Source organism: Anatilimnocola floriformis, assembly GCF_024256385.1.
GTDB lineage: Bacteria > Planctomycetota > Planctomycetia > Pirellulales > Pirellulaceae > Anatilimnocola > Anatilimnocola floriformis.
Window position 1 is genome coordinate 899498 of the sequence record NZ_JAMLFW010000002.1, and the last position, 13611, is coordinate 913108.

At 59.8% G+C, this 13611-nt stretch carries 10 protein-coding genes; 8 read left to right on the forward strand and 2 right to left on the reverse strand.

Annotated features, from left to right (window positions below):
- Positions 1-161 precede the first annotated feature (161 nt).
- From M9Q49_RS28270 to gnd, 5 genes are all read left to right on the forward strand, one after another.
- Positions 162-1457: a diphosphate--fructose-6-phosphate 1-phosphotransferase gene (locus M9Q49_RS28270; protein WP_254512657.1), complete on the forward strand. Its 1296-nt coding sequence runs from the start codon at positions 162-164 to the stop codon at positions 1455-1457.
- Between the two features lie 58 nt (positions 1458-1515).
- Positions 1516-1836 carry a four helix bundle protein gene (locus M9Q49_RS28275; RefSeq protein WP_254512658.1) on the forward strand — a complete coding sequence of 107 codons (321 nt, stop codon included), beginning with the start codon at positions 1516-1518 and terminating at the stop codon, positions 1834-1836.
- Positions 1837-1934: 98 nt separating this feature from the next.
- The gene (locus tag M9Q49_RS28280; RefSeq protein WP_254512659.1) at positions 1935-2798 is read left to right on the forward strand and encodes an HAD family hydrolase; all 864 of its coding nucleotides are present in this window, start codon (positions 1935-1937) and stop codon (positions 2796-2798) included.
- Between the two features lie 44 nt (positions 2799-2842).
- A complete protein-coding gene (locus tag M9Q49_RS28285) occupies positions 2843-3214 on the forward strand; it encodes a four helix bundle protein (protein ID WP_254512660.1) in 372 nt (123 codons plus the stop codon).
- The gene (gnd, locus tag M9Q49_RS28290; RefSeq protein WP_254512661.1) at positions 3214-4710 is read left to right on the forward strand and encodes a decarboxylating NADP(+)-dependent phosphogluconate dehydrogenase; all 1497 of its coding nucleotides are present in this window, start codon (positions 3214-3216) and stop codon (positions 4708-4710) included. Before M9Q49_RS28285 ends, gnd begins: the two co-directional genes overlap by 1 nt.
- Here the strand turns inward: gnd and M9Q49_RS28295 are convergent, their stop codons facing one another.
- Complete coding sequence (locus M9Q49_RS28295) at positions 4711-4989, reverse strand: hypothetical protein (protein WP_254512662.1); 279 nt, start codon at positions 4987-4989, stop codon at positions 4711-4713.
- Between the two features lie 575 nt (positions 4990-5564).
- Here M9Q49_RS28295 and pilM point away from each other — a divergent pair.
- The 3 genes from pilM (at position 5565) to M9Q49_RS28310 (ending at position 12045) form a co-directional block, all read left to right on the forward strand.
- On the forward strand, positions 5565-8129 hold the full coding sequence (gene pilM, locus M9Q49_RS28300) for a type IV pilus assembly protein PilM (protein ID WP_254512663.1): 2565 nt from the start codon (positions 5565-5567) through the stop codon (positions 8127-8129).
- Positions 8130-8192: 63 nt separating this feature from the next.
- A complete protein-coding gene (locus tag M9Q49_RS28305) occupies positions 8193-9764 on the forward strand; it encodes a hypothetical protein (protein ID WP_254512664.1) in 1572 nt (523 codons plus the stop codon).
- 70 nt (positions 9765-9834) lie between these two features.
- Positions 9835-12045 carry a hypothetical protein gene (locus M9Q49_RS28310; RefSeq protein ID WP_254512665.1) on the forward strand — a complete coding sequence of 737 codons (2211 nt, stop codon included), beginning with the start codon at positions 9835-9837 and terminating at the stop codon, positions 12043-12045.
- A 12-nt stretch (positions 12046-12057) separates the two neighbouring features.
- Here the strand turns inward: M9Q49_RS28310 and M9Q49_RS28315 are convergent, their stop codons facing one another.
- Positions 12058-13611 (reverse strand): AMP-dependent synthetase/ligase, encoded by a 1554-nt coding sequence (locus M9Q49_RS28315; protein WP_254512666.1) that lies wholly within the window; start codon positions 13609-13611, stop codon positions 12058-12060.

Below are 13611 nucleotides of genomic sequence, written 5' to 3' on the forward strand. Positions count from 1 at the left end.
CAGCACCGGCAGTTCAGCCCGCCTTTCCGTCCCTTCGCGCCCTGCGGCCAGCCCGGTAAAATCGCGGTTTCCCGTTTTTGGCGGTTTTTGCCGTCAGTGTTTCGCGGCCAAGCCGCATTTGAGCGCATCCTCTCCACGAGCACGGCTCGCAGATTCAAACAATGAGCACCAAGAAGAACCTTGTCGTCGCCCAAAGCGGCGGTCCGAGCCCGGTCATCAACAACACCTTGCGGGGCTTGATCGAAGCCGCTCGCAACTTCGACAACATCGGCACCGTGTATGGCGCGCATCACGGCATCGAAGGGGTGCTCAAGGAAGAACTGCTCGACCTCAGCGGCCAATGCCCGGACGAAATCTCGCTGCTCCGCTACACGCCGGCCGCCGGTTCGATCGGCACTTGCCGTTACAAGCTCAAGGCCAACCAGAACGAAGACTTCGACCGCGTGCTCGAAGTGTTCAAAGCCCACAACGTCGGCTACTTCGTCTACATCGGCGGCAACGACTCGATGGACACGGCGAACAAGGTCGCTCAGCTTGCGCAGCAGCGGGGCCTCGACCTGATCGGCATCGGCGGACCGAAGACGATCGACAACGACGTCGGCGATAGCGAGTTCAAGCTCATCGATCACACGCCTGGCTACGGCAGCACCGCGAAGTACTGGATGCACGCCGTTCAGAATGCGAACGAAGAAAACAATGGTTCGTCGCCCGCTGATCCGGTCCTGGTGATGCAAGCGATGGGTCGCAAGATCGGCTTCATTCCTGCTGCCGCTCGCCTCGCCGATCCGAACCGCGAAATGCCGCTACAGATCTATCTTGCCGAAAGCCCCTGCTCGCTCGAGCAACTGGCCGACAACGTGAACGATCAACTCGCGAAGGATGGCCGGTGCATCGTCGTCATCAGCGAAGGCTTTAACGTCGGCAGCCTCGGCGAACGGAAAGATTCGTTCGGCCACACACAATTCAGCAGCAGCGAAACGACCGTCGCTCAAATGGTGGTCAACTATCTGAACAAGGTCGGCTTGAAAGCCAAGGGAAGTGCCCGCGGCAATGTTCCCGGCACCGATCAGCGTCACTCGATGGCGTATGCCTCGACGGTCGATCTCGACGAAGCCTATCGCGCCGGTGAAAACTGCGCGGTCATCGCCAACAAGGGCGAGAGCGGCTACATGTCAACCATCCTCCGCAATCCGGGTTCGGTCTACAGCGTCACGTACGACAAGGTCCCGCTGACCGAAGTCGCCAACAGCGAACGGACGTTCCCCAAGAAGTGGATCACTGCAGCGGGCAACGACGTGACCGATGATTTCATCAAGTATTGCAAGCCGCTCGTCGGCGAAGGCATGGTCAGCCTGCCGATGATTGACGGCCGCCAACGCATGACGCGGCTGGAGAAGAAGTTCGCGCCGCAGAAGTTGGCGGCTTACATCCCGCAGGCTGATCGCGCGAAAAAGTAGAGACGGGAGACGGGAGGCGAGAGGCGGGAGACGAGGGCGGGGGGAAGGAAAATGCAGTATGCCGAGCTACCAGGATTTGAAGGTCTGGCAAATTGGCATGCAGGTTTCGGTTGATGTATATCGACTGACAGAACAATTCCCGAAGTCTGAAATCTATGGTCTGACCAGTCAAGTTCGCCGCGCTGCTGTTTCAATTCCATCCAATATTGCCGAAGGACACGAACGAGACACCACCAAGGATTACCTGCGATTCCTGTCGATTTCGCGGGGATCCCTGGCCGAGCTGGAAACGCAGCTCTTGATTGCAAATCGGCTTGGCTATGTCGAAATGCAGCAAATCAAAAGCTTGTTAGAGCACTGGATAGCCTTAGTCGAATGATCCGTAACCTGCAGAAGGCGCTGCGAAGGAAACTTGGCGAGTGACGTCACTCGCCTTTCCCTCGCCTCCCGCCTCCCGCCTCTCGCCTCCAAACCATCATGTATGAGATAGCCCCCAAGCATCCCTTCCTCGTCGGTATCGATTCCGACGGTTGCACGTTCGACACGATGGAGCTGAAGCACAAGGAATGCTTCATTCCGAACATCATCAATTACTACGGCCTGCAAGCCGTGAGCAAGTATGCTCGCGAGTGTGCGGAGTTCGTGAATCTCTATAGCAAGAGCCGCGGCATCAATCGCTTCCCCGCGCTGATCGAAGCCCTCGAATGGCTGCAAAAGCGGCCCGAGGTGATCGCTCGTGGTGTGAAGATCGAAATCCCGCCGTCGCTGCGGCAATGGTTGAAGGAAGAGACCAAGCTCGGCAACCCGGCCCTCGAAGCCAAGGTGAAGGCCAGCGGCGACAAGGCGTTGACCGAGTGCCTCGCCTGGTCGAAAGCCGTCAACAAGACCGTCGACGAAATGGTTCGCCACGTCCCGCCGTTCCCGTATGTCGATGCGAGCCTGAAGAAGCTGCAAGGCAAGGCGGACATGATCGTCTGCTCGGCGACGCCGAACGACGCGCTGAAGAAGGAATGGAGCGAGCACGGCATCGATCAATACGTGACGGCGATCTGCGGCCAGGAAGTCGGCACGAAGAAGGAAGTGCTCACCAACTCGCAGAAGTACGCCCCCAGCCACACGCTGATGATCGGCGATGCCCCGGGAGACTACTCGGCTGCGAAAGCCAACAACTGCCTCTTCTATCCGATCAACCCCGGCAACGAAGATGCCAGCTGGAAGCGGTTCCACGACGAAGGCATTGATCGGTTTTTGAATGAAACGTTTGCTGGTGAGTATCAGAAAATGTTGCTCGCCGAGTTCGACAGCTATCTGCCGGAAAAGCCGAGTTGGAAGGGTGTGTAGGGAAGGGACTTGGGGCTGGGAACTGGGGGCTGGGGAAAGAAGCCATGACCACTGTTCGCAGTTACCGGGACTTGGTGGTTTGGAAGGAAGCCATTGGATTGGCGAAGAGCGTTTACAAGCTCTCCGCCGACTTTCCTCGCCGCGAGGTTTATGGACTAACTAGCCAGATTCGCCGTGCAGCCGTTTCGATCCCATCGAACATCGCTGAAGGTCATGCTCGCAACTCAACTCGTGAATACATTCGATTTGTTTCCATCGCTTTGGGCTCATTAGCTGAACTAGAAACTCAAATCTGTCTGGCTGTTGAATTGGAATTCTGCACGCAGCCACAAGTGGATGAAGTCTTGAAAATAGCCGAGATCCTCGGCCGCCGGTTACACGCACTACAAAGCTCTCTAAACGCAAAGGTTGAATAATGTCTCCCACCCCAGCCCCCAGTTCCCAGTCCCCAGCCCCCACTGCCGACTTCGGTCTCATTGGTCTCGCTGTGATGGGCGAAAACCTCGCTCTCAATGTGGAAAGCCGCGGCTACAGCGTCGCTGTTTTTAACCGCACTACTTCGGTTACTGATGCGTTCATCAACGGCCGGGCGAAGGGCAAGAAGTTCACCGGCGCTCATTCACTCGAAGATCTCGTCGCGTCGGTGAAGGCTCCGCGCAAGATCATGATGATGGTGAAAGCGGGGCAGGCCGTCGACGATCTGATCGAGAAGTTGATCCCGCTGATGTCCCCCGGCGATGTGATTATCGACGGCGGTAACGAGCACTACACGAACACCGAACGCCGTACGCAGTATGTCGAGAGCAAGGGTTTGCTCTACATCGGCACCGGTGTTTCCGGCGGTGAAGAAGGCGCGCTGAAGGGCCCCAGCATGATGCCGGGCGGCAGCGAAAAGGGTTGGCCGCTCGTCAAGCCGATCTTCCAAGCAATTGCCGCCAAGGTTGGTCCGAAGAACGACATTCCCTGCTGCGAATGGGTCGGCCCGCGTGGCGCTGGTCACTACGTGAAGATGGTTCACAACGGCATCGAATACGGCGATATGCAGCTGATTTGCGAAGCCTATCTCATGCTGAAGGAAGCGGCCGGCTTGTCGAACGACGAGCTGTACGATGTTTTTGATTCGTGGAATCGCAGTGAGCTGCAGAGCTACCTGATCGAAATCAGCCGCGACATCTTCAGCGTGAAGGATGATCAAGGTGGCGACGGCTATCTCGTCGACAAGATCCTCGACGCCGCCGGCGCCAAGGGCACGGGCAAGTGGATGAGCCAGCTGGCTCTCGACCTCGGTGTACCGAGCACGATGGTCACTGAAGCCGTGTACGCCCGTTCGCTGTCGAGCTTCAAGGAAGCCCGCGTTCGCGCTTCGAAGATTCTCTCGGGTCCGTGCCCGAAGACTGCCGGCGTGAACATCGGCGACAAGAAGCAATTCATCGAAGACGTGAAGCAAGCTCTCTACGCTTCGAAGATCTGCTCGTACGCTCAGGGCTACGTGCAGTTGCAAGCCGCGGCCAAGGAACACAACTGGCCGCTCAACTACGGCGACATTGCGCTGTTGTGGCGCGGCGGCTGCATCATCCGCGCGCAGTTCCTCGAACGGATCAAGGAAGCGTTCGACGCGCAGCCGAACCTCGAGAACCTGCTCCTCTTCCCATTCTTCACCGAAGCCTTGAAGAAGGCCCAGGACTCGTGGCGGAAGGTGGTCGTCACCGCGACCCAGATGGGCCTGCCGGTCATCGAGTTCAGCAACGCCTTGGCTTATTACGACAGCTATCGCCGCGAACGTTTGCCGGCCAACTTGCTGCAAGCCCAGCGCGACTACTTCGGTGCTCACACGTATCAACGCACCGACAAGCCGCTCGATCAGAAGTTCCACAGCGAATGGATCCAGCTGCGGAAAGAACCGAAGGCTTAGTTAGCTTATGATGTTGAGCAGTTGCCAAAGGAACTGCTCGATGTCGACATCTGAATCGAATCGAAAATCAGTCGCGGTTGCCGCTTCAGCGTCAACCGCGATTGTCGTTTTATCGCCGGAGCAGTCGGCTGCGGCCTGGCTTGAGTTGCGAGACGACCAAATATAAGCCTCTTGACACAGAGTGGACAATAGTATATAAATGAGCCGCCCGCGCTGTTCTTTGGCAAGCTGGTGAATCATCGAACTGCACTTCTTCGTGCCGTCAGCCTGCGCAGTCATGTCTGTGAACTCGCCGTTCCTAGTGACGGATTCTGGCCTCTTCGGTTGTCACGGCTGCGACTTCGAGAGCCGAACTCTTCGGAATCGCTCGCTCGGCCGCGGTCGACTGTTGTGCGAGTTGTTGTGAAGTGTTGTAAAACTGTTGCGTTTTGTTGTGAGATTTCGGGCGTGGTTTGTCGTAAGTCGCTGACGAAAAACCACTTAGCTGCAACGCAAAACCTTCAACAACTGTTGTGAAGCACGCCCGCCCGGTTGGGTGGGTGAAATGGCGTCTTTCAGCCGTTCTGTCCTTTCTTCGCTCCCGTAACATTGCCGTAAAAACATTGACATTGGCAGGCGATCGTCGATAGATTGGTACGTGGAACAGAGTTGTGCGCAGTCGCCAGAATCGGTCAGGCCAGGTCGGGCTTATCTCAACGACCTCCTTGGATGACGGTCTCGACCCTCAGTAGCTACGCATCCACCCTGTAATTCTCGTTGCTAGCAGCGACGCGGAATTTCGACCACGGGCATTCGCCCAGGGGCATTCACAGAGTCGTTACTGCGATGGCGCAGTGCGGGGAGAGGACTAACCCATGGCAAGATCTGCTGGGGTGTGGGGAATCGACATCGGTCGTTGTGCGCTCAAGGCTTTGCGCTGCCGGCTCGATGGCGAGGTGGTGGTCGCCGACAGCTTTGATTACATCGAGTATCCCAAGCTGCTGACTCAACAGGACGCCGATCCGGTTCAGCTGGTCAAAGAAGCGCTCGAGCAGTTCCTCTCGCGCAACAATCTGCGCGGCGATAAGGTAGCCATCTCGGTTCCGGGCGAAGCGGGTCTTGCGCGCTACTTCAAGCCACCGCCGGTCGATGTGAAGAAGATCGCCGACATCGTGAAGTTCGAAGCCCGCCAGCAGATTCCGTTCGCCCTGGCCGACGTGATTTGGGATTACCAGCGGATGCCCGGCAGCCAAGAGGTTGACGGCTTTGCGATGGAGTCGGAGATCGGTTTGTTCGCGATGAAGCGCGAGCAAGTGGCCAAGGCCCTCAAGCCGTTTCAAGACGCCGACATCGAGATCGACGTCATTCAGCTGGCGCCGATTTCGATCTACAACTGGTTTGCGCACGACATCGCCAATCCGCTGCCGGAAGGCGAGAATTACGACTCCGACAAACCGCCGCAATCCACGGTGGTGCTCTCGATCGGCACCGAAACCACCGACCTGGTCGTGACCAACGGCTATCGCGTGTGGCAGCGCAACATTCCGCTCGGCGGCAACCACTTCACCAAGCAGCTGTCGAAGGATCTCAAGCTGACCTTCGCCAAGGCCGAGCATCTGAAGCGGAATCCTCGCCAGGCCGAAGATCCCAAGGCGATCTTCCAAGCCATGCGGCCCGTCTTCGGCGACATGGTGACCGAAATCCAGCGCTCGATCGGCTTCTTTCAAAGCCTCGATCGCAAAGCCAAGATCACCAGCATCGTGATGCTGGGCAACACGGTAAAGCTCCCCGGCCTTGCTCAATACCTGGGTAAGCACCTGGGTTACGAGAGCATGGAACTCGACGCCTTCCGGCGGCTCACTGGGGCGTCGGTGGTGACTTCGCCATCGTTCAAAGACAACCTGCTGGCCTTCGGCAGCGCGTATGGTCTGTGCGTGCAAGCCCTCAACCGCAGCAAGCTCAAGACGAACCTGCTGCCGCGAGAACTGCTCACGCAACGACTGGTGAAGGCGAAAAAGCCCTGGGCTGTCGCGGGCGTGGCTGCCATCGTGCTGGCTTGTGCGATCAACTTCATTTCGCACTACAGCAAGTGGGAACAGGTCTACGAAGAGCACGAGAACAACGGTACGAGTTGGAAGAAGTCAATCACTGACGCAACGCAAGTAAGCGCGGTCAGCGGTCAGCACCTGAAGTCGGACGAAGATCAGTTGAAGATGCAGCAGCAGATGCGGAGCATCGGCAACGAAGTGGTCGGCGCCGCCGACCGTCGCGTGCTGTGGCTGGAAGTGATGAAGGCCATCAACGAATCGCTGCCGAAGATGGTTTCGGATCCGAAGAAGCTCGGCAATGGTCAGATTCCCGATCACAAGCAGTTGCCGTTCATTCAGCAGCAGGATCTGAAAATCGAGTACATCGAGACGCAACACTTCCCCGACTTGGCCGTGTGGTTTAACGACACCGTCAAGCGGAAATACATCGAACAGAATCCCGAGGTGGTGCAGAACGCAGCCCCCGCGGCGCCCGGCACCCCTGGTGTTCCGCCGCCGGCCCCCATGCCAGCGCCTCCGCCGCCGCCGGCTTATCCGGGCGGCGAAGGTGGCTATGGCAATCCGGCTGTCGCGGCGAGCAATGCCGGCGCGCTCGATGTGTCGGGCATCAATGTGCCAGGCCCGAAGGGTCCGGGCTGGGTGTTTGAGATCCAGGGCTATCACTTCTTCAACGATCCGCGGCAATCGGCCATCGGCGGCTCGGAGCATGTGAAGCGAACGCTGCTGAAGACGCTGGAGCACGGTTCGGTGGCGCTGCCGACGGGTCCCGGCGGAGCGAACGATCGCTTCACCTTCAAGGAACTCGGTTTGGGCTACGCGATCCTGGCTCAGGATCTGCCGCCGGACCGCACCTATCGCTTGATCAATCCAAACTACGCGGGCCCCGGTGTGGGCGGCGCTCCAGGCGAACAGCTTCAGCCCGGCGGACTCCCGATGGCTGACGATCCGAACAATCCGCCGTCGTTCAACGTGCCGCGCAGCAACTTCATTGTTCAGTTCTGCTGGCAAGAAAAGCCGCTCACGATTCGTTTGGAAGAACGAAAGGCGAAGGCCAAAGCCGAGGCCGAAAAGGCTGCTGCGGCAGCGCAGCAGGCTCCAGCGCCAACGGCGGTTCCACCAGGCGGAGTTCGGCCGGGACCAGTGCCGCCCGCGGCAGTTCCTCCAGCCGCAGCTCCGGTCGCGCCCGTCGCTCCCGCAGTTCCGCCGGTGAACAATCCGGCAGCTGTTCCACCAGCAGCCGTTCCGCCAGCGGCGAATCCCACAACGCCGCCCATGAACGTACTTAATCCACCGGTCGCCGTTCCGCCGATGAATCCCGCTGCCGCGCCACCAGCGACAGTTCCTCCCGCAACTACTCCCGCCACGCCGCCCCCCACTCCGCCGCCAGGCTAGTGAGGTGCGGGGCGTAAGTTTCGGTCACGTTGGCAGGGGCTGGTTTGAAGTGCAGGTGAAAAGATGGATCAACTCAAAGAACAACTCGTCAAGATCAAGCCGTATGCCTTCTGGATTGCGTGCGTCGTAATCCTGCTCGGCACCGTGGGCGTGTGGTACATGGCTACCAGCACGTTGACGGAGCAGCGCACTGCGGCGAAGGCCAAGATTGATGGTGCGTTCAATGGCCTGAACGGTATTAATCCGAAGCTCGCCAAGCATCCGAATCCTGGCACCAACATCAAGATGGTTGAGCTGTCGATGGCCTACGGCGAAGAGATCGCCCGCGGCTGGGATCTGCAGTATCGTCGTCAGGAAGGGGTGCTCGTGTGGCCTGCTTCATTCGATCAGGATTTTCAGGATGCGGTGAAAGATCTGCGGCCGATCGAAAAGGTTCCGGTGAAGACAGCGGAACTGCGACTGATGATTCCAGAAAGCTTTCGGCGGCGGTATCGCGACTTCATCGAAGACGAACTCCCTCGCCTGGCCACCACGATTGGCGGCCGTTGGCAAGCCACGCGCGACGCCTCTGGAGCCCCTGGCGGTGGTGAGTTTGCCCCAACCGCTCCGACCCGCATGGGTCCTGACGGTCGGCCCATCGAAGAGCACGATCGCTCGATGGTCCTTTGGAGCCCCGAAAATCAAAAGTCGCTCCTGACCGAACACTTCGGCTTTACCGCGCGGGCCAATGACCCCACCACGCTCGATGTGCTCTATGCGCAGGAAGACCTGTGGGTGCTGCAGAACTTGATGGAAATCATCAAGCGTACGAACGACGGCTACGAAGGTCGCCACGACGCTGCCGTGAAGCAGATCGAGTTCGTCCGCATCGGCCGCTCGGCCCTGGGCTTGGCGGGAAAAGTGATGTCTTTGGGAAACGATCCGAATGCCCCTGGCGGCGCGCGTCCGCCTGGATTTAGCGAAGGTGGTGGTATGCAGACCGCGCCTCCGGGTACTGCGGCTGCTCCCGGCGCTCCGCCGACGAATCCTTCGACCGATCCGAGCTTCAATGCCGCCGATCCTTGTAACTGGCGGTATGTCGATAAAAACAATGTGCCGCTGGCTGGATTTCAGCTCCGGCAAGCCATCGAAGTCACGGCCCCGGGTGCTCCCGTGATGGGACCGACCAATCCGGACGCCGCGCTGCTCGCAGTGGCGAAGCGGATGCCGGTTCGTTTGCGATTGGAGATCGATCAGCGGCGGCTCGCCAAGCTGTTGACCGAGTTCGGCAATGCTCCGCTGCCTGTAGAAGTTCGCCAGTTGCGGTTCAATCGCGAACCGGCCCCCATCGGCAATCCGAGCCAGTTCTTTGCGATGAACGGTCTTGGTGGTGGTGGCGGTGGTGGTGAAGGTTTCTCCGCTGCTCCTCCTGGTGGTGGCTTTGGCGGCCAGCGCGGCGAAGGCATTCCGGGCATGGGAACGGGCGCCGGCAGCCTGACGCGCGATGCGACGGTCGATACAAACTTGATCAAGCTCGAGCTGTATGGGATTGTGTACATCTACAACCCGGTAAACCGTGCCAAGCTCGGTTTGCCAGCCGCACCAGCCGGCGCGACGGCGATGTCGAATGCACCAGCGACGAACGCCGGTGGTTAGTATTTTGAGCGATTGAGATTGAGATTGAGATAGGTTGAGCAGGGGCTGAGGCAAGTACGGAGAGAGGCACATGAAAGCACCGAAGATCAAATTCGATTCCGCCAAGCTGCAGCAAATGCTCATGCTGCATGTCGAGAAGATTGTCCTTTGTCTCGTGCTGGTTGCTGTCGCCTGGTTTATCTACCAGGGGGTCAGTCTGCCGAACTTGGACGAAACGAAATCGCCGGACAAGCTCAGCAGCGAAGCCCAGCGCATGACCACGGAGATCAACAATCCGGGTCACTGGGACATCATCAAGAATGAACGGAAAATCGAGCACGACGTGCAAGGGCTGGTCAAGCAAGGACAAGTGGCCAATGTTTCCACGGCCTACGTGCTCAACAGTGCTTGGAAGATTCCCGATTATCCGAAAGCGATCTCCCGTCCTGATCCGCGCCTGTTTGCTCCTGAAAAAGTGAAAGTCGTCGTGCTGCATGGCCCGATGGCTTTCTTGCCGACGAAGACCGATGTCGATCCGATTCTGGGAGCCTCGATTAACACCGGCCCAGGCATGGAAGGGGCTCAGCCCGTTCGCCCGGTTCCTCCTCCCCGTCAACCACCGGGCGAAGGCAAACGCCCCACGCGCCCGAAGCGCGGCCCCGGCGGCGTGCTGGAAGGTCCCGGCGGCGAAGGAATGATGGAAGGCATGGGGATGGGTCCGCCCGTCGGCATGCCAGGGATGCCTGGCACGGCTTCGAAAGTGCTGCACCCCGAATCGATCATTGGCTATCACGCCGGCGGCGAGACCATTGCCAAAGAAGCTCGGGCGGCGGTCATCATGGCTGCCGTGCCGGTCGAGAAGCAATTTGAGGAATACGAAAAGTCGTTCAAGGACGCGCTCGATTTCGATCCAGCCCGCGACGTTCCTCGCTATGTTCTCTATCGCATCGAACGAGCCGACGTTACCGCCAACCCAGGCATCGATCCCGCGCAAGCCAACTGGGAGCTGCTGTCGATTCCCCGTGCGTTGAACGAAATGAACATGACCTGGGGGCCGTCGCCAGCGGAAGTGGTCGAGCTCAATGCGCTCGACCCGATTCTGACCAACCGCGTCCCACCGTTCATGCAGCGGGAGATTCACGAAGCCCTCCTGCACCCTGACATTCCCGTCGCCCATCGGCAAACCGCCGAAGAATTGGCCGCCGGCATGGCCGGTCCTCGCCCTGGCGCTGTTCCCGCCGCGAACCCATCAGAAGATCTGACAGACCCCACGGCAGCACCCATCGCCCCCGGCGGCAACATGCCGGGTCCTGGTGGCGAAGGGGGCATGCGCATGCCTCGTCCCGGTTTTGGCGAAGGAATGCGAATGCCGCCCCGCGGCCCTGGCGAAGGGATGATGGGAATGGGACCAAACGGCCAGATGGGGCCGCAGGTCGCGCTCGCCAAGTACCGTCTGCTCCGCTTCACCGATACGACGATCCAGCCAAATCACAAGTACCGTTATCGCGTCAAGTTGATTCTGGAAGATCCGAATAATCCTTACGTCGGCGATCAACCGCCCCGCTGGGATCCTTCGCGTTCGCAGCCGCTCCGCAAGCCATCGATCCAATCGATGAGCCCGGCCGCCTTGGCTCGCGTTCGTCGCGCCGAGACCGTTGCTAATCCAGCCACTCGACCGTTCCTGCTCGAAACCGATTACAGCGAACCCAGCGAAATCGCCGAGCTGCCGCCAGTGACGCGCTACTTTGCCGGCAAGGCGACGGCTGGCAACGGTGGCCCGTTGGCAATCGGCACGCCGCCGAATGTGACCATGACGCCGCCGATCCTGACGACGCAGCCGCTGGTCAACTTGTTGACCGTCGGGTTCGACAACAAGCTCGCCACCGACGTGGCGGGCGAGAAGGAAGTCTATCGCGGCTCGATGCTGAACTTCGAAAAGGAAATCGATGTCATCCATCCGTCGCTATTGTCGGTTCACAACATCGGTAAATACACCTTCAAGACGAATGCGATGGTGCTCGACTTCGTAGGTGGAACTGACATTCCGAACCTCGATACCCGGCGTTCCGACAAGGTGCCGGAGCCTTGCGAAATCCTGATCTTCGACGGCGATGGCAATCTGCAGCTGCTCGATGAAGCCGACGATGTCGAAGGTTTCCGCCGCTACTTGCCGCCCAAGCCGGATGAGCATCCCAGCACCAATGCCGGTGCTCCGCAACGGTTCCCTGGCGATGTGCTCGGTGAACCAGCGGTTCGTCCGAAGGGACCAGTCCGTCCCCGTGGCAAGGGCGATGGCCCCTAAGCCCCATCCAGCTTACGTAGCAAACATCTGCCGCACGCAATCTGCGTAGCGGCCGAGAATCACAGCCCGCCGTAGCGTTAGCTTCGGCGTGAGTTCTTCTCGCTCGGTGGTCCACGGTTCTGGTAGCAGCCACACGCGCCGGACTTGCTCGTGCGCAGCGCGCTCACTCAGCCGCTCGGCCAGGCACTTGAGCACCCGTTGCCGGTTGTCAGCTGAGTTGAGTTCTGCTGCCGCTCTGTCTTTGAGCACCACAAATGCGCCGAGCGCCGCTTCGCCTTCACCGACGAGCATGATTTGCTCGATCAGCGGATCGCCAGCGAAGAACGCTTCGATCGCAGCCGGCCAGATCTTCTTGCCGCTGGCGAGCGCGATGAACTCTTTCTTCCTGCCGTGCAGAGTCAAAAATCCCTCCGCATCGACGGTTCCCAAGTCTCCCGTATGCAACCAGCCGTGCTGGATTGCGGCGCTCGTCGCTGGCTCGTCCTGCCAATATCCGGCCATCACCTGCGGACCGCGAATCAGCAGTTCGCCGTCTGCCGCGGTCTTCCCTTCGGTGCCTGGCAAGAGGCGTCCGGCAGCACCGCGCGGACTGCTGGCCTGCGCGCTCGACGCCGAAACGACCGGGGCAGCTTCGGTCAGTCCATACCCTTCATAGACGGGCGTCCCTTGCCCAGCGAAGTATTCATGCACTTCGTCCGCCAACGCCGCACCGCCGCAGATGAATCCGCGCAACCGACCGCCGAGCAATTTTTGAATCGCCGAGGAATCGTCGGCGCCGAACTGCGCGATCGCCGCTTGCTTCAATCTCGCCAGCAGCAACGGCACGACGACCAGCAACGTCGGCTGAACTTGCCGGGCATCGGCGATCAGTGATTCGCGCGACCGCGCGAGGGCCAGCCGCGTGTTCGCAACCAGCGAGACATACAAATCGCTCATCCGCCCGAACGCATGACTGAACGGCAACATATTGAGACGCAGATCGTCGTCCTGCCGGCCGAAGGCGTCGAGCGTCGCCGCAGCATTGGCCGCCAGGTTGCCTTGCGTGAGCATCACCCCCCGCGGCTCGCCGCTCGTGCCGGAGGTATACACAATGCTGGCCAGCGTTTGCGGCGAAACATTTCGCCGCGTGACCGCCCACCGTTCGCGGCCAGCCGCTTCATTTCCCCCGGCGAGCGTATCGAAGGACACGATGTTGAGATCTGCCGGCAACTCCGGCAGCTTGTTCACCAAGCCTGCCTCGGCGACCAGCAACCGGCTGCCGCTGTGTTGCAGTTGCCAGGCGAGTTGCGATGCCGCGAGCGAAATGTGCAACGGCACCACGACGCCGCCAAGCATTTGAATCGCAAAATCCGCCTCGATCCATTCCAGTGAATTTCCCGCCGCGATCGCCACCCGATCGCCCGCTCCAACCCCCAGCCGCGCAAGCGCATCGGCCGCCCTGCAGGCCCGTGCCGCGACTTCCTTCCAACCAATCTCGCGCGGCTTACCTTCCCCAGGCAGCATCACGCCGCCCTCACCGGCCAGCAAACTCCGTTGCAGCCATTCGACAATCGTTTCCACCGCCAT

Bases quoted from the DNA above. Each gene is read 5' to 3' on its own strand.
- M9Q49_RS28310 (WP_254512665.1), top strand. From the start codon at position 9,835: ATGAAAGCACCGAAGATCAAATTCGATTCCGCCAAGCTGCAGCAAATG.
- pilM (WP_254512663.1), top strand. From the start codon at position 5,565: ATGGCAAGATCTGCTGGGGTGTGGGGAATCGACATCGGTCGTTGTGCG.
- M9Q49_RS28295 (WP_254512662.1), bottom strand. From the start codon at position 4,989: ATGACTGCGCAGGCTGACGGCACGAAGAAGTGCAGTTCGATGATTCAC.
- M9Q49_RS28285 (WP_254512660.1), top strand. From the start codon at position 2,843: ATGACCACTGTTCGCAGTTACCGGGACTTGGTGGTTTGGAAGGAAGCC.
- M9Q49_RS28315 (WP_254512666.1), bottom strand. From the start codon at position 13,611: ATGGCGGTGGAAACGATTGTCGAATGGCTGCAACGGAGTTTGCTGGCC.
- M9Q49_RS28280 (WP_254512659.1), top strand. From the start codon at position 1,935: ATGTATGAGATAGCCCCCAAGCATCCCTTCCTCGTCGGTATCGATTCC.
- gnd (WP_254512661.1), top strand. From the start codon at position 3,214: ATGTCTCCCACCCCAGCCCCCAGTTCCCAGTCCCCAGCCCCCACTGCC.
- M9Q49_RS28275 (WP_254512658.1), top strand. From the start codon at position 1,516: ATGCCGAGCTACCAGGATTTGAAGGTCTGGCAAATTGGCATGCAGGTT.
- M9Q49_RS28270 (WP_254512657.1), top strand. From the start codon at position 162: ATGAGCACCAAGAAGAACCTTGTCGTCGCCCAAAGCGGCGGTCCGAGC.
- M9Q49_RS28305 (WP_254512664.1), top strand. From the start codon at position 8,193: ATGGATCAACTCAAAGAACAACTCGTCAAGATCAAGCCGTATGCCTTC.